The sequence below is a fragment of the Endozoicomonas euniceicola genome (assembly GCF_025562755.1).
GTDB classification, from domain to species: domain Bacteria; phylum Pseudomonadota; class Gammaproteobacteria; order Pseudomonadales; family Endozoicomonadaceae; genus Endozoicomonas_A; species Endozoicomonas_A euniceicola.
The window spans coordinates 2187877-2203971 of sequence record NZ_CP103300.1 but is presented as its reverse complement, the minus strand read 5'-3'; the positions used below and the strand labels follow the sequence as shown (position 1 = coordinate 2203971).

At 48.9% G+C, this 16095-nt stretch carries 13 protein-coding genes; 10 read left to right on the top strand and 3 right to left on the bottom strand.

Annotated elements, in window-relative coordinates:
* Positions 1–155: 155 nt before the first annotated feature.
* Positions 156–1985 (bottom strand): hypothetical protein, encoded by a 1830-nt coding sequence (locus NX720_RS08335; RefSeq protein ID WP_262600657.1) that lies wholly within the window; start codon positions 1983–1985, stop codon positions 156–158.
* 320 nt (positions 1986–2305) lie between these two features.
* Between NX720_RS08335 and NX720_RS08330 the strand changes: the two genes are divergently transcribed.
* Positions 2306–2719: an SRPBCC family protein gene (locus NX720_RS08330; protein ID WP_262601552.1), complete on the top strand. Its 414-nt coding sequence runs from the start codon at positions 2306–2308 to the stop codon at positions 2717–2719.
* 30 nt (positions 2720–2749) lie between these two features.
* On the opposite strand, the gene NX720_RS08325 is transcribed toward NX720_RS08330, so the two are convergent.
* Complete coding sequence (locus tag NX720_RS08325) at positions 2750–3946, bottom strand: hypothetical protein (protein ID WP_262600654.1); 1197 nt, start codon at positions 3944–3946, stop codon at positions 2750–2752.
* A 195-nt stretch (positions 3947–4141) separates the two neighbouring features.
* Between NX720_RS08325 and miaA the strand changes: the two genes are divergently transcribed.
* The 8 genes from miaA to NX720_RS08285 all read left to right on the top strand — a co-directional run bounded on the left by miaA (position 4142) and on the right by NX720_RS08285 (position 12597).
* Positions 4142–5101 carry a tRNA (adenosine(37)-N6)-dimethylallyltransferase MiaA gene (gene miaA / locus NX720_RS08320; RefSeq protein ID WP_262600653.1) on the top strand — a complete coding sequence of 320 codons (960 nt, stop codon included), beginning with the start codon at positions 4142–4144 and terminating at the stop codon, positions 5099–5101.
* A 287-nt stretch (positions 5102–5388) separates the two neighbouring features.
* Positions 5389–5640, top strand: coding sequence for an RNA chaperone Hfq (hfq, locus tag NX720_RS08315; protein WP_034879339.1), 252 nt, complete (start codon positions 5389–5391; stop codon positions 5638–5640).
* Between the two features lie 249 nt (positions 5641–5889).
* Positions 5890–7179, top strand: a complete 1290-nt coding sequence (gene hflX / locus NX720_RS08310) for a ribosome rescue GTPase HflX (protein WP_262600651.1) — start codon at positions 5890–5892, stop codon at positions 7177–7179.
* Positions 7180–7549: 370 nt separating this feature from the next.
* On the top strand, positions 7550–8728 hold the full coding sequence (gene hflK / locus NX720_RS08305; protein WP_262600649.1) for an FtsH protease activity modulator HflK: 1179 nt from the start codon (positions 7550–7552) through the stop codon (positions 8726–8728).
* Entirely contained in the window at positions 8725–9597 is an 873-nt protein-coding gene (gene hflC, locus NX720_RS08300; protein ID WP_262600647.1) for a protease modulator HflC, read from the top strand. The genes hflK and hflC overlap by 4 nt, the downstream gene beginning before the upstream one ends.
* Before the next feature lie 169 nt (positions 9598–9766).
* Positions 9767–9958: a DUF2065 domain-containing protein gene (locus NX720_RS08295; RefSeq protein WP_262600646.1), complete on the top strand. Its 192-nt coding sequence runs from the start codon at positions 9767–9769 to the stop codon at positions 9956–9958.
* 86 nt (positions 9959–10044) lie between these two features.
* Positions 10045–11217 (top strand): ATP phosphoribosyltransferase regulatory subunit, encoded by a 1173-nt coding sequence (locus tag NX720_RS08290; protein ID WP_262600644.1) that lies wholly within the window; start codon positions 10045–10047, stop codon positions 11215–11217.
* 87 nt (positions 11218–11304) lie between these two features.
* Positions 11305–12597 (top strand): adenylosuccinate synthase, encoded by a 1293-nt coding sequence (locus NX720_RS08285; protein ID WP_262600642.1) that lies wholly within the window; start codon positions 11305–11307, stop codon positions 12595–12597.
* Positions 12598–12721: 124 nt separating this feature from the next.
* On the opposite strand, the gene NX720_RS08280 is transcribed toward NX720_RS08285, so the two are convergent.
* Entirely contained in the window at positions 12722–13288 is a 567-nt protein-coding gene (locus NX720_RS08280; RefSeq protein ID WP_262600639.1) for a hypothetical protein, read from the bottom strand.
* 251 nt (positions 13289–13539) lie between these two features.
* Here NX720_RS08280 and rnr point away from each other — a divergent pair, with 251 nt between their 5' ends.
* Positions 13540–16077, top strand: a complete 2538-nt coding sequence (gene rnr, locus NX720_RS08275) for a ribonuclease R (RefSeq protein ID WP_262600638.1) — start codon at positions 13540–13542, stop codon at positions 16075–16077.
* Positions 16078–16095 lie beyond the last annotated feature (18 nt).

Sequence of the window (16095 nt, the reverse complement as noted above, 5' to 3'; positions counted from 1 at the left end):
GTTTCGGTTGTGGGCTACAGAGATTGTATTGACATCCCTCCGCACCTGATTGGGGGACAGTCACTGCTGCGTTTTATTGGGTTTGACATCATTTTCTGTGTATTTTTTTTGGTCAACAGACTGAAAGTGGTATCAGTATTAGATCATGGCTCTGGCTATGAGTCTGGATCAGAATCTGAGCCTTGATCAGGATCAGGATCAGGATCGGAATCAGGGTTTGAGTCTGAACTTGAATCTAACTCTGTATCACTGTAGCTGTAGGGAGACATAGGTTCGGCTTCTGAGAAGAAATAACGCCACGGGTTAGCCTTGGAAGCATTAAAAATTATTCTTTCCATGCGAGTATTCAAAGCAGAGAGTAGCAGGTCTTTGCCCGCCTTTTTGTCTTTATTGTACAGATGGGAAAGATAGTTTTTCTTATTCCTGGTGGTTTTGAGGCTAGTTATCAGTATTTTTATCTGATCATCAGTGAGATTGTTGATAAGTGAATCCCAGTTCGGAGCCAGTATCAAGTGAGTTGCCTTTGGACGATCGACATCCTGATCATTTGGGTGTGGAGTGCTCAGGAATCCGAAGCCTACGGCAGTAATGCTATTCCATTTGCAGTCTTCATCGGTAATAGCCAGTAAAAAGCAAGATCTGCCCGCTGGAGTATAAGCACCGTCTCCGGATATAAGTTTGTAGGCATTTCTGTTATAGGGAAGATTAAATTGATATTCATTTAAACCTTTCCAGTGAATAGTTGTTTGAGAGCGCTTTACAGTGAGAGCACTATATTCATAGCTGCCTCTCCAGAGATTAGAATACTCAAGATTCAACTCCTCTCTGTAGTGGCTGGGGCTCTTCTGCTTTTGTAATGACTTATTCGTAATATGATTCAAAATATTGATTAAAAAGTTCAGGCCATCTGTTTTATTTTCATGAATATAGTCTTTCAAACTTTTCGATTTTGATTTTTTGACTTTTAAGTGAGCAACCAGATTATTCATTGTTTGCTCATCCAGGCTTGTTATTAATGAATTCCAGTTGTTGGCCAGGAGCAAATCGGCATCTTTGAGATGACGGGTCAGATACGATAGTCCAAAACCGTGATGGTTCTGTAAAGAATGCAGATACCCGACTGCCCGCACAGTGGGCGTACCATTTGACATACTGGATGTTGCTGCATAATCACTGTTTTCAGCAATAGCGAAAAAAATATGATAATCCTCATGAACTTTATAGGGCTCATGGCTATCATAGTATCCCTGATTAGTCCCTCTATCGAAGGAGATAATATGGTAGGTTTGCTTACTGGTAAGGGGGCATCTAAACTCTCCTGTACCCCACTCCTCAGGCACGCCATGACTGGCTATTTTGCTCGGCGCATAATACAAAAGGTCAAGACCGGTATGTCCCTTAATCTTTGATGTGTCGTACTCTGTTGCGGGAAAAAACAATTTCTCCAGATGGTGAAAGTGTTTGTGTAGATATTTATTTCTACGTATAACGGTTAAAAATGACCACTGAGAAGAAAAGCCATCAATATGCCTGAAGATATTTTCAGCTACCTGGTTTATGACTGCGTTATAAAAATCAGGATCATCTCTGGTTGCAACGACCGCACCGGCACCACTCGCCTCGAGTGGATCAAACTCCACTGCTTCAGGGGAGGTTGTTTGTGATTTCTTGTACCTACAGGGTTCATTGTTGCAAAGTGGGCAGAGTTTCCCATGAGTATGTACACATTTTCTTTTTTCAGGAGGTTCGTCCTCACCCTTATCCTCGTTATTTATTTTATTAGAACTCCCTGGTTGCTGCTGGCCTGATCCGGAAATGACTGAACGGCTTCGCAGAACCTCCCGGGTTATGGAGGGGGAACCTTCATATTGTCTTTTTTTGTTATTATTTGGTATCTGCCTGCCGTCGTATTGATTTGAAAGGAAAGCCCGAAAGGTTTCCTGAAGTATCGAAAGACCGGTCAGGTAAGCAGGTAATACACCCATGTTAGATTGACAAAGTCTTTTGCTGGCACCAGCGCAGGATAGTGGGCTGGCGAACACCAATTCATGGGTAAAGCAGGCACCGTTCAGAAAAATGGAAATGCTCAGAAACGCATTAAATATGAACATGTTTTTTTAACCACTACAGCTTGATGGTTCTTTACATAAAAACAGAATCTACAGTTAAGTTGGTCAGACCTTATTTGCCAAGTCTGCCCATTGCATGACACACCAAAAATGCGGGTCACGAATCAGATGCTCTGATTTCGTATGTTCCACGATCAGAAAATGAAAAAGGCCTGTGCGTTTTTTTACTCATTGTGATGTTGTTATTCCTATCAGTGCCGGAAAACAATCCACGTATCCGGCTGCACTCCCAGTCACTGATTCGGGAGCCAGTCGCTGAAGTGTGGCAACAGCTATCTGACTTGCCGCAGGTACAACATTACGTTCCGTTTGTTAACGGCAGTGACATCACGACGGATCAGAAAACGGGCGAAGGTGTTCAGCGTATTGCCTGGCTGGAAAACCAGGGGACAGTACAGGAACAAGTGATTGAGTGGGATGATGGACAGGGCTATGTGCTTCGGCTTAACGACGTTTCGTTTTTTCTCCCGTTTCACGGCATGGAAACACGTTATCGTATGGAACCGGATGATGAGCAGGGACCGCACGGGTTTGGCGATTACCCTCACTGTTCACCCCCGCTTTGGATTGCCGGGGAAGTATTTTCTTAAGACAGGGTTGTCAGTGTCTGAATGAACCTGTTAATACCTGTCGGCTTGAAGTTTCAGTAATGGGTTATAAAGGTTGTAATAAATCAGAAAATTTTGCATGACGGCAAGTCTTTCTCTTTTAAGCATCTGCGCAGGCTTGTCGTTTGATTGCCAGAAATCATACACAGCAGCAAACCAGACAACCGCTCTGATAATGTCATCATTGGGTATTGCACGATATTCGGGTGCAGAATATTTCCTTATAAACAAAATTTCCCTGAAATATTTTTCAAGGCTTTTTTGATTGTGCAGATCCGGCAATATTGGCTTCTCAGGATCTTCTGCTTCATGGGTTGTAATAAACAGCGACAGCTTAAGAATGCTCATGATATTCAAATCGCCTTTGAAAAATAGCCTTCCCTCGTTAAACACCAATTTTTTGAAATTAAGGATTGATTTTGTGGTGTTAAAGGGTTCTCGCAAGCCTTTATGTTGAGCGGTAAGAGTTGCGTGTTGTTCATCGTGCCCGAAGAAAGCATAAGGAGACTGGTTCTCTCCATCAGCTTTAGCTATATAGCTTGAGGTAAGACCCAGAGGATAAAGCCTCAGGTGGCAGAATCCTACAAAGTCACTGATGCTTAAAGGCTCAAAACCGGGTAGTAGTAAAATGTCTGTTTGTTCGGCAAGTTCCATTAACCCTAATGAGGGGGGCATATTGTAAAGCGCGGTGTAAGATGGTTGTTCATATTCTCCAGGCAAAGTACGAGAGAGCAGCGTTAAATAGTTTAATCGTTGTATTTCATCCACGTGTCTTATTACGGAAAGGTTATACAAGAGCGCAAGTTTTTCAGACAGTTTAATAGTTTCTAGATATTCAGGCTGGTTGGTATCAACCTTGCCTAGGTCAGATTGAAGCTGATTATAAGCGTTACGTTCGTCGTTTTTGAGTTCCTCACGGAACTGTTTGCCATCGAGTATATGTTGAGTAAACCCCTTCAGATTCTGAAGAGTTATTTTTAATGCTTTTGTTTTATAGGGTTTGCCATCAATTTCTGCGGACTTTCTTTCTTCTAATTCGTTGTCAAACCAGCTAAGGCTCTCTTTTTCGTTCTGGTAAATACCCTTTATGTCCGGGTCATGAATGATTTCATACTCAACAGGCGGCTTTAACTGTTCTTGAATGTCAGCCCTGGCCAGTGATATGAAAAACACGGTTAACATGGCTGCGATTTTTATGAATTTTTCCATGCCGATACCCTTTTCTTCCAGGTTGTAAGTTGAAGTTTTAGATAAGAAAAAAGTGAGATAGTTCCTTTTATATTCCAGCTGTCATGGGAACCTCCGAGCTGTCTATCGGTCTAAGCCACAACTGCCGCTGATGGTTGCTTTCGGGTAAACTCCGGCTTTTTTCTTACACGACTGACTCCCTACTTCCAGAGATTTATGGCGATCGATATCAACAATCCAGCTGAACTGCCCCCGGCTATTTGCCTGATGGGGCCAACAGCGTCTGGCAAAACGGATCTGGCGATTCGTTTATCTGAGGTTCTGCCCTGTGAACTGATCAGCGTCGATTCCGCGCTGGTCTACAAAGGCATGGATATCGGAACCGCTAAACCGACGGCGGAAGAACAGGCTCGCGCGCCCCACCGCCTGATTGATATCAAAGACCCTTCCGAACCCTATTCGGCTGCAATGTTTCGTGAGGATGCCCTGGTTGAAATGGCTGACATTACCGCCCGTGGCAAAATCCCGTTGCTGGTTGGCGGCACCATGCTGTATTTCAAAATATTGCGGGATGGCATTGCAGAGCTGCCTTCAGCAGACCCGGAAGTGCGGGAACGCATTCTTCTGGAAGCCGCAGAGAAAGGCTGGCCAGAACTGCACAAGCGTTTGCAGGGCGTTGACCCGGTAACGGCAGAGCGCTTAAAGCCAAGGGATGCCCAGCGCATTCAGCGAGCGCTGGAGGTCTACGAAACAACCGGCAAACCGCTTTCAGTCTGGCACCGGGAGCAGGAAGATCAGCGTTTACCTTATCGACTGGTTAATCTCGCTATTGCTCCGCAGGAACGCTCTGTTCTGCATGAACGGATTAAAACCCGTTTTGAGCAGATGATTCAGAACAATTTTGAGGAAGAGGTTCGTGGATTATACGCACGGGGTGATCTCGACCCGTCACTGCCAGCCATTCGTGCGGTGGGGTATCGCCAGATGTGGAGTTATCTTGAAGGTGAAATGGACTTCAATGAAATGATTGAACGGGGCATTATTGCGACCCGTCAGTTAGCCAAAAGACAGCTGACATGGCTGCGTGGCTGGTCAGATGTTGAGTGGCTGGACAGTTTATCGCCAGAGTTGCTCGATGATGCCTTGAAAGTGCTGAAAAGTGATCGCATATATTAGATACTGATACGATTCCTTGTTCGCACTGATGCCGCAAATGGTCACAGAATGAACGGTTCCCTGGCGGATTGGTACGTAAGAACCTGCAATACTTTCTGCAGGTCCGGTTTGAGTAGCTAGTATTACCTATTGAAGGCGGTGTGGGGCATCGCTTACTGTTGCTCAGCATTTTTCTGGGCTGTACACAGATTGAACAATCAGGTACTGGCACTGCCGGTCGAGCGAATGGCTCACCTAAAAGTGAAACAAGGCTATTCAAAATCCGAGAATTAATAAGGAGTACAGAAATGTCAAAAGGGCATTCTCTACAAGACCCTTACCTTAATGTGCTGCGTAAAGAGCGCGTGCCGGTCTCCATTTACCTGGTAAATGGTATCAAGCTCCAGGGGCAGATCGAATCTTTCGATCAGTTCGTGATCCTTCTGAAGAACACTGTAAGCCAGATGGTTTACAAGCACGCTGTATCCACAGTAGTGCCGAGCCGTCCGGTTCGCCTGCCGATGCAAGGTTCTGATATGCCAGAGCACGAGCAGGAATAACTGACCTCAGCGATCTGCTTTTTTATCCCCTGATTCACTTCAGAGATGATGAATTAGCTTGAGGTACAAGCTGTTTCCTACACCAAAAGGCGCCTAGTGCGCCTTTTGGTGTTTCTGTATCTGACAAAAAACGATCACCGGACTCCTGATGGAACATCTCTCATGGGTGAATAGTGGGTGAATGGTGGTTGAAAACAGTAATTGATATTACTATGCACAACGAATTAAACCCATTTCAGGAGAGTTTCATTGTTTTTTGAACGCCATGAAGGTGGTGAAAATGCGATTCTTGTCCATCTCGATATGAGTGATGACAAGGAGCGCGAAGACCCTCACGAATTCAAAGAGCTGGCCCGCTCAGCAGGAATTTCCGAAATTGATTTTGTCACGGTCAGCAGCAATAAACCTTCGCCACGCTATTTTATCGGGCAGGGAAAAGTAGAAGAAATTCAGCAGCTGGTCACACTGCATAAAGCTGACGTTGTGCTTTTTAACCACGCACTCTCCCCCAGTCAGGAACGTAACCTTGAGAAAGAATTTGAGTGCAAGGTTATTGACCGCACCGGCCTGATTCTGGATATCTTTGCCCAGCGGGCAAGAACCTTTGAAGGTAAACTGCAGGTCGAGCTGGCCCAGCTACAGCACCTGAGTACCCGACTGGTACGGGGCTGGACTCACCTTGAACGCCAGAAAGGCGGTATTGGCCTTAGAGGGCCGGGTGAAACCCAGCTGGAAACTGACCGCCGGTTGCTGCGGGTTCGTATTAAAAGTATTACCAAACGGCTGGATAAGGTGCGCAAGCAGCGTGACCAGGGCAGACGTTACCGTAAGCGTGCGGAAGTCCCGCTGGTGTCTCTGGTAGGCTATACCAATGCGGGTAAATCGACACTGTTTAATGCCCTGACTGAATCGGATGTGTATGCGCAGGATCAGCTGTTTGCAACACTGGACCCAACTCTGCGTCGTCTGGATTTGCCGGACGTCGGGGAATCCGTACTGGCTGATACGGTAGGTTTTATACGTCATTTGCCGCATAAGTTGGTGGAAGCGTTCAGGGCAACGCTGGAAGAAACGGCTCAGGCCGACCTGCTTTTACACATTATTGACGCACATGACCCCGAAAGGCTTGATAATATCAAGCAGGTGCATGACGTGTTGGGAGAGATCGACGCAGACGAAGTGCCAAGGCTTCAGGTTTACAACAAGATCGACCTGCTGGAAAACGTAGAACCAAAAATTCAGCGTGATGATCAGGGGAAGCCGGTCAGAGTCTGGGTGTCTGCGATGTGCGGTGAAGGTCTGGAGCTGGTGCTTCAGGCTGTGGCAGAGTTGCTGGGTGAAGACCTGGTGCAGGGTACATTGCGACTGGAACCCCATCAGGGAAAAGTCAGGTCTCGACTTTATCAGCTGGGTGCGATTCAATCAGAAGAGTATGCTGATACGGGGGAGTTGCTGTTGGACATTCGTTTACCGCGACATGACTTCGACAGAATTTCCAAACAGGAAGGGTTGCAAAAGAGCTGTCTGGTTGAGCGTTAAGTGCTCAGATTGCGTAAATTGAGATCAAATTGTTGGTTTGGGTAGTGGACAATACCGATTCGGCTTGCGCTTTTTGCTACACAAACTCTACAATCTGGCTCAGAACGATAAACAGCCTTGAGCAAAAGAGCATGAGTAAAGAAAAGCTGCTTTTGTCACCTGTGATGAAAGTAGCCGGTTCTCAGGGTGGGTAGTTCCGACCTTATAACTTATTGCACGCTGAATGACCGTTCTTTTTGGTGGGAAAACGGGTACAGATCACTTGTTCAAATCGCTTGTTCAAATCGATAGGTAAGCTGCTTTTCCTGCGTAATGACGTGGTTTCAACAGACGTTGCAGCCGAATAGATACTGACTCTACGGAGACATATATGGCCTGGAACGAGCCGGGTGGAAATAACCAGGATCCTTGGGGTGGTGGTAATAAAGGGAAGAATCAGGGCCCCCCTGATTTGGACGACGCTTTACGCAAGCTTCAGGGTAAACTGAACTCACTCTTTGGTGGTGGCAAAAGTGGAGGAAACTCCGGGGGAGGCAATTCAGCTTCTTCGGGTTCTTCATCAGGGATGTTTATCGGTGTTCTGATATTAGCCGCGGTGGCTTATATCTGGAATGCCGTTTATACGGTTGACGAAAAAGAGCGCGCTGTTATTTTGCGCTTTGGTCAATATCATGAGACCGTTGAGCCGGGCCTGCATATCTATTTCCCGCCTTTCGAAACAAAGTATCAGGAAAAAGTTACAGAGCTTCGTACCTACAACCTGCGGCAGCAAATGCTGACGGAAGACGAAAACATTGTTGAAGTGTCGATGTCCGTTCAGTACAACATTGGCGATGTTAAGTCCTATGTTCTTAACGTAGCCAAGCCTCTGGTCAGTCTGGAAGAAGCGTCCCAGAGTGCTTTGCGTCACGTTGTCGGCAGCTCCGAGATGTACCAGGTGTTGACCGAAGGTCGTGAAACCATGGGCGTAGAGGTGCGTAAGCGCCTGCAGGACTATCAGGATGCTTATGGTACTGGCCTGAAGATCAACAAGGTGAACATCGAGAGCGCCCAGCCTCCGAAAGAGGTACAGGCTGCATTTGACGATGTAATCCGCGCCCGTGAAGACGAGCAGCGCGCGAAAAACCGGGCAGACGCTTATGCCAATAAAGTGGTTCCGGAAGCTCGTGGTCAGGCTCAGCGTGAGCTGGAAGAAGCCAACGCTTATCGTGACGAACTGATAGCCCGGGCAGAAGGTGAGGCAGATCGTTTTGTCAAACTGTTGAACGAATATCGTCGTGAACCGAATGTGACCCGCGAACGTCTGTATCTGGAAACCATGGAAAGCGTTCTGGGCACAACCAGCAAGGTTCTGGTGGATGTTGAAGGTGGCAATAACATGATGTACCTGCCACTGGATCGTCTGAATCAGCCCAGATCTGCAAATCAGAGTACAGATGGTTCATCTGCCCTGACACAGCAGGATTTGAACAACATCGCTAATCAGGTAACAGAGGAACTGAACCGGCGAGTGAGTAGTGCACGCAGCAGCGGGAGGACTGTACGATGAGTCAGAAAGGTTTCAGCGCTCTGGTCGTTGGTCTGATTGCTCTGGTGATCGCATGGAGCAGTCTGTTTGTGATCAGCGAGCGTGAGCGGGCAGTGCAGTTACGATTTGGTCAGCTGGTTAAAGATGATATCCAGCCCGGCCTGCATATCAAGGTTCCATTTGTGGATAATGTACGGATATTTGATGCCCGTCTGCAGAACCTGGAAGTGCCTTCCGAGCGCTTCCTGACTCTGGAGCAGAAGGCGGTTATCGTAGACTCCTACATCAAGTGGCGTATTGACGACGTTAGTCGTTTTTACCGAGCTACTGCCGGTGACCTGTTCCGTGCCAACACCCTGCTGTCGCAACGTGCGGAATCCCGTATGCGGAACAAGTTTGGTGCTCTGACCCTGAATGAAGTGGTATCCGGTCAGCGTGACCAGCTGATGAGCGAAATCACTAACGAGCTGAACTCCGTAGCCCGTGATGAGCTGGGTGTGTCAGTGGTGGATGTCCGGGTTAAGAAAATCGACCTGCCACCCCAGGTAAGTGACTCCGTTTATGAGCGTATGTCCTCTGAGCGGGATAAAGAAGCTCAGGAATATCGCTCCAAAGGTCTGGAAATGGCGGAAGGTATTCGTGCGAACGCTGACCGTGAACAGCGGGTTATTATGGCGAATGCTTACCGGGATGCAGAAATGATCCGGGGTGACGGCGACGCGAAAGCCGCAGAGGTTTACGCCAAGGCTTTCCGTCAGGACCCTGAGTTCTACGCCTTTACCCGTAGCCTGGAAGCCTACCGTAAGTCCTTTAACAGCTCTGGCGACATAATGCTGCTGGAGCCTGACAGTGACTTCTTTAACTATCTGAACAACAAGTCAGGTAAGTAAGGTTGAGGCTGGGGGGAATGCCCTTCTCGCCATACAGGGTTACGTCCTGATGATGAAAGTGGTGTTTTACTGGCAATAAATCGATCACCGGCAGTGAAACCTTGCGCTGCCGGTGGTAATATACCGCAAACCGGGTTTCGCCCGGTTTTTTCGTGTATGAGGTTTACACGTGGAATTTGGTAAGCAATTTCTCGTTGCCGTCAGCCTGATGTTGGTGCTGGAAGGTATTCTTCCTTTCCTTTATCCACAGCGTTGGCGAAATCTGGTCGCAAAACTCTCAGACATTGATGACCGGCAGCTGCGCATGGCGGGTTTTATCAGCATGCTGGCTGGCGTGGTTTTGCTGACACTCGTTAGCTAGTTTCAGACATTGTCCGTAAATAACCTGTACCTGCAGACAGATTATTTACGAACACTGCCTGAAATAAGCTAACAAGAGAGGCTGTTATGACCGTCGCCGATCGCTGGCTGTTGCCAGATGGGATTGAAGAAATTTTGCCGCCCCGGGCCCGCAGAGCAGAAGCTTTGCGCCGGGAAATGCTGGATTTATTTGATTGCTGGGGTTACGACCTGGTTATTCCTCCACATCTGGAGTTTCTTGAATCACTGACGGCTGGCGTTGATCGCGACCTCGAGCTGCAAATCTTCAAGGTGACGGACCTGATGACTGGTCGCACCATGGGATTGCGGGCAGACACCACGCCTGCGGTAGCCCGCATCGATGCGCATAACCTGACGGACGATGGCCCGGTAAGGCTTTGCTACGCAGGCAGCGTCTTTCATGCCCGGCCCGCGACGCTGGGAGCATCCCGCGCACCCATTCAGCTGGGTGCTGAGTTGTACGGTCACGCGGGGCAGGAAAGCGATATTGAAGTGATTTCCCTGATGCTGGAAACCCTTGGTGTCGTAGGCATGGACTCCCCCAATCTGGATCTTGGGCATGTGCAGATTTACCGTGCGTTGGTAGCCAGTGCCGGGCTGGACACGGATCAGGAACAGCTGTTGTTTGATGCTTTGCAGCGCAAGGCGACCTGTGAAGTCGAAGAACTGCTGGCACGTTGGTGTGTAGATGCTGATGTGGCGCCACTGTTCATAGCTTTAACCGGACTTTCAGGTAAGGTGGATGTCATCGCAAAAGCCAGAGAGGTTCTGGCTAATGCACCTGTGGAAGTGTTAGAAGCGCTGGATGCGCTGGAAAATATTGCGCAAACCATTTCCCGGCAGTACCCGAAAGTGAGCCTTTATCTGGATCTGGGAGAGCTGCGTGGTTACCACTACCATACGGGCGTTGTGTTTGCTGCTTATGTTCCCGAACATGGACAGGCGATTGCCAAAGGCGGTCGTTATGATGGCGTGGGCAGGACGTTTGGTCGTGCTCGTCCGGCGACAGGTTTCAGTACTGATCTGAAAGCGCTGCTGGATTTTAAACCTTGTGACGTTGAATCACGGGCAATCATTTTTGCACCGGCTGATGTTGATTCCGCTATTGTTCGGAAGCTGCGTCAGCAGGGCCTGCGGGTAATCACTGAGTTACCGGGGCAAAAGACAGACGCGGTAAGCTCAGGCTGCAATCAGCAACTGGTTTGCCGTGACGGAGACTGGCAGGTTGAATCTATATAGGTAAACCCAGTCACTATTTGCTGTATGCAGCCAACACTTGTCGTACGACAGTATGGCTGTTTTGTTATGAATTAAAGAGACCGTATCATGGGTAAGACTGTTGTCGTACTGGGCACCCAGTGGGGTGATGAAGGCAAAGGTAAAATCGTGGATCTGCTCACCGAGCAGGCTGAAGCGGTAGTACGCTTTCAGGGTGGACATAACGCTGGCCACACCCTGGTGATTGATGGCGAAAAAACCGTTTTGCACCTGATTCCATCCGGAATCCTGCGTGAGGGCGTTGTGTGCTACATCGGTAACGGTGTTGTACTGTCCCCAGAAGCTCTGCTGAAAGAAATCCACATGCTGGAAGAAGGCGGCGTACCTGTACGTGAGCGCATGAGAATAAGCCCTTCCTGCCCTCTGATCCTGCCTTATCACGTGGCGCTGGATCAGGCTCGAGAAGCTGCGCGTGGTAAAGCCAAAATCGGTACTACAGGTCGTGGTATTGGTCCGGCTTACGAAGACAAAGTCGCTCGTCGTGGCCTGCGTGTTGCTGACCTGTTGCACCCTCAGCGTTTCGCCGAGAAGCTGAAAGCCGTCATGGAATACCATAACTTCGCTCTGCAGCACTATTACAAGGCTGAGCCGGTTGACTACCAGAAAGTGCTGGATGAAGCACTGGCTATGGGCAAGGATATTGCACCAATGATTGACCGTGTGGTTGACCGTATCCACGGACACCACGGTAAAGGCGATAACATTCTGTTCGAAGGTGCGCAGGGTTCTCTGCTGGACATCGACCACGGTACCTACCCGTTCGTTACTTCTTCTAACACCACTGCGGGTGGCGTTTCTACCGGTAGCGGCTTTGGCCCACTGTACCTGGACTACGTACTGGGTATCACCAAAGCGTACACCACTCGTGTTGGTGCTGGTCCATTCCCGACAGAACTGTTTGATGAGGTAGGCGCACATCTGGCTAAGCAGGGTAACGAATTTGGCGCGACCACGGGGCGTCCACGTCGTTGCGGCTGGTTCGACGCGGTAGCACTGCGCCAGTCGGTACAGATCAACTCTGTATCCGGTCTGTGCCTGACCAAGCTGGACGTACTGGATGGTCTGGAAACCATCAAGATCTGTACCGGCTACAAAAACGCTGAAGGCGAGTCTATCACGACTCCGGTTGATGCCGATGAGTACGAAGCGCTGGAACCGGTGTACGAAGAAGTACCGGGCTGGTCTGAGTCTACCTTCGGCGCCAGGAGTCTGGACGATCTGCCAGAAAACGCCCGTGCGTATATCCGTCGTCTGGAAGCAGTGGTTGGCACGCCAATCGATATCGTTTCTACCGGCCCTGATCGTGTCGAAACCATCATTCTGAACCAGCCATTTGGCTAAGGTTTACGATTATTCTGCACTGCTTGTCGGGTTTACCGGGCAGGCAGTGCGAAATTACCCATCTTTTCAACACTGTTCTGCATTGGCACGATTTAAGTGCTGTGATCATAGCTGTCCTGACTGCTTAAGGCCTCTGATAATAGTGTGAAGTGCTACCAAAGTAGTATTTATTCAAATTTTGCTCTGTTCGAACGATTCTGAATGCGTCGGCAACATGTTCAGGCATTTGCAGTGAAAGTGCCAGGTAAAGCCCGTGTGCCGCATACTTTAAGCTATTGTTAATCAGGAACCGGCAAGCTGAACGTTTAGCTTTTCCATGGAGTTTTTTCAGACATTTTTGCATCAGGGTTACGTCCTTGATGTTTAGTTTGTTCAGGATAGTTTTGAATAAATGACTGAGACGGGGTCGGTGGCTTGCCAGTGCAAGAAAGCTGTTAAAAGCAGCTTCAAACTGTGGTTGAAATAGTTTGCCCTGTACTTTTGGAGTGGCAAGGGATGGCTTTGGTGTTTTTACTGTAGCTGGCTGACTGCGAAGCCGGGGAACTGCCTGTCGATGATATATCGAAGTTTTCTCTGATGGCAGGGCTTCATCATCAACAGTCTGCTCGTCTGTCTCCTGGTTTTTATCAGCTTTTTCAGCCTGATTGGCCTGAGCCGTAAGTAATAAACTTATTACCTCAAAACTTATCATGATGCTTCTCCTGTTATTTCTTTATGGAGCAGCTTGCCAGTGATGCCAATGAAAAACAGTAACAAAAGAGTTAGTTTGGCTGACAGCTATTGAGTGCCCGGTCAAATGAAATTCTGTGGGTAATTTATATCCCGGAAGGGTCGCTTCAGGTTACACTAAAACTGTGTTTAAACTTTGATTCCATATACAACACCCGGCCATTATGTTTCACACTACGTCCTGTTCCCAATGCCAAGAGGTTAAATAACCGCATGTCCAAAGGGTGGAAAGATACCGACCCACAGGCGGCTCAAGAGGCATCCCGCTATGCTTCGCCGATTCCCAGCAGACTTTTTATCATGGAACTCCTTGATCAGCGGGGCGCTCCTGCCAGCCATAAGGCATTGTGCGCAGAGTTAAAAATTACAGAACCGGAGCAGCGGGAAGCTCTGTTGTTCCGTCTCAAGGCCATGATTCGTGACGGGCAACTGCACGAAACCCGCAAAGGCACCTTTGGTCTGCTCAGTAAGATGGATCTGGTTAAAGGTCGGGTTCAGGGTAACAAAGACGGCTTTGGCTTTTTGATTCCTGACGACGGTTCTGAAGACCTGTACCTTTCCTGGCGGGAAATGCGACAGCTGTTTCATGGTGATCGGGCGGTTGTACGGGAAACGGGCGTTGACCGCCGTGGTCGTCGGGAAGGTCAGATCATTGAAGTTCTGGAGCGTAATACTACCCAGCTGGTGGGCAGGTATTACGACGAATCCGGTTCCAGCATTGTTGTGCCTGAAAATTCCCGTATTGGTCGGGAAATTCTGGTTAAGCCTGGTCCCATGATGCCTTCCCGGGGGCAGTATGTTCTGCTGGAAATCATTGAGCAGCCGGGTCGACGCACTCAGCCGATGGGGTTGGTCAAACAGATTCTCGGAGAGCGCCAGGACGCTGGCATGGAAGTGGATGTGGCGGTTCACACCCACGGCATTCCCCGTGAATGGCCGCCGGAAGTAGAAGAACAAATCGTTAGTTTTAAATCTGAGGTAGCGGAAAAGGATAAGCGACACCGGGTTGATTTACGGGAAGTGCCGTTTGTGACCATTGATGGCGAAGATGCCCGGGACTTTGACGATGCGGTGTTCTGCGAAACCAAAAAAAGCGGTGGCTGGCGTCTTTATGTTGCCATTGCGGATGTGTCCCATTATGTAAGACCCGGTTCGGCCCTTGATAAAGAAGCCCATAACCGGGGGACATCGGTATACTTTCCCGGAACGGTTATACCGATGTTGCCGGAAATTTTATCCAACGGCTTATGTTCCCTGAACCCGGAGGTGGATCGACTGGCTATGGTTTGTGAAATGACCATCAGCGCCAGAGGCAAGATTTCCGGCTACAAATTCTATGAAGGTCTGATCCGTTCCCATGCCCGACTGACTTACAATCAGGTCTGGTCAATGCTCGACAGACCACTGTCTGATGACGGGAAGGCGAATCGTCAGCAACGCAAGGCGCTGGTTCCCCATATTGAAGAACTGTACAACCTGTTCAAAGTGTTTAAGCAGGTGCGGGCAGATCGTGGAACCATTGATTTTGAAACCGTTGAAACCCAGATTGTCTTTGGTCGCAACCGCAAGATCGACAAAATTGTGCCAGCCGTTCGTAATGACGCCCACAAGGTCATTGAAGAGTGCATGCTGAGCGCCAACGTATGCGCCGCCCGTTTTCTTGAAAAGCATGGTGTGCCGGGGTTGTACCGGGTTCATGAAGGCCCGACGCTGGAAAAACGACTGAACCTGAATATGTTCCTGGGTAGTCTTGGGCTGTCGATTCCACAGGGGAAGATTAAGCCCGCTGATTTGCAGGCTTTGCTGGAAGAAGTCCGGGGTCGCCCTGATTTTCAGGTGATCCAGACCATGGTGTTGCGCTCCATGAGTCAGGCGCTTTACACATCGGATAACCAGGGGCATTTTGGTCTGGCGTTTAATGCCTATGCCCACTTTACCTCGCCTATTCGTCGTTATCCGGATTTGCTGGTGCATCGTGCGATTCGTCATATTGTCCGCTCGCCGGTTCCCAGTCGTCATGTGACCCGTGTCGGTGCCAGGGATATGAATCCCAAGACGATTTACCCTTACGACGATGCCCGGGTTGAAGCCATGGGCGAGCACTGTTCAACCACAGAACGCCGGGCCGATGAGGCGACCCGTGACGCCATGGACTGGCTGAAGTGTGAGTACATGCAGCAGCATATTGGTCAAACTTACAGAGGTGTTGTTTCAGCCGTTACCGGTTTTGGTCTGTTTGTGGCGCTGGAAGACATCTTTGTTGAAGGTCTGGTACACGTCACCAGTCTTCCGGGCGATTACTACCATTACGACAATGTTCACCAGTGTCTGCGCGGTGAGCGCACAGGCCGACGCTTTGGTCTTGGCGATGAGATGGAAATCATAGTCAGCAATGTCAACATCGAAGACAAAAAGGTGGATTTTGAGCTGGCAGGTGGTGTGTCCTTAAAGCCTCGAAAATCTCGCACCAGCCGTAAAACCGGATCAAAAAAATCAGGTGGTAAACAGCTAGTCAGTGTCGCTAAAAGCCGTGCCGCCAAAAAAGCACTGATGGAAGCGGCAAAAGATGATGAAAAGGGAAAAAAGGGTGGCAAGAGACGTAAGCCACCCAAAGGTCAGAAGAAAAAGACTAAAAATGTAAGCGGCCCTAAATCTTCCAGAAAAAATACTGGCAAGGTAAAAGCTGATACAAACCCGTCTCAGGCCCAGCCAAAAGGGCGTCAGCCGAGAAAGCGCAAAGCTTCCTCCTGATCCCTGCCCCCGCTCCGC

What these genes read in the sequence shown, in the direction of transcription:
- hflC (WP_262600647.1), top strand. Translation starts at nt 8,725, where the DNA reads ATGAGTCAGAAAGGTTTCAGCGCTCTGGTCGTTGGTCTGATTGCTCTG.
- miaA (WP_262600653.1), top strand. Translation starts at nt 4,142, where the DNA reads ATGGCGATCGATATCAACAATCCAGCTGAACTGCCCCCGGCTATTTGC.
- NX720_RS08280 (WP_262600639.1), bottom strand. Translation starts at nt 13,288, where the DNA reads ATGATAAGTTTTGAGGTAATAAGTTTATTACTTACGGCTCAGGCCAAT.
- NX720_RS08325 (WP_262600654.1), bottom strand. Translation starts at nt 3,946, where the DNA reads ATGGAAAAATTCATAAAAATCGCAGCCATGTTAACCGTGTTTTTCATA.
- NX720_RS08330 (WP_262601552.1), top strand. Translation starts at nt 2,306, where the DNA reads ATGTTGTTATTCCTATCAGTGCCGGAAAACAATCCACGTATCCGGCTG.
- NX720_RS08290 (WP_262600644.1), top strand. Translation starts at nt 10,045, where the DNA reads ATGACCGTCGCCGATCGCTGGCTGTTGCCAGATGGGATTGAAGAAATT.
- hflK (WP_262600649.1), top strand. Translation starts at nt 7,550, where the DNA reads ATGGCCTGGAACGAGCCGGGTGGAAATAACCAGGATCCTTGGGGTGGT.
- rnr (WP_262600638.1), top strand. Translation starts at nt 13,540, where the DNA reads ATGTCCAAAGGGTGGAAAGATACCGACCCACAGGCGGCTCAAGAGGCA.
- hfq (WP_034879339.1), top strand. Translation starts at nt 5,389, where the DNA reads ATGTCAAAAGGGCATTCTCTACAAGACCCTTACCTTAATGTGCTGCGT.
- NX720_RS08335 (WP_262600657.1), bottom strand. Translation starts at nt 1,985, where the DNA reads ATGGGTGTATTACCTGCTTACCTGACCGGTCTTTCGATACTTCAGGAA.
- NX720_RS08285 (WP_262600642.1), top strand. Translation starts at nt 11,305, where the DNA reads ATGGGTAAGACTGTTGTCGTACTGGGCACCCAGTGGGGTGATGAAGGC.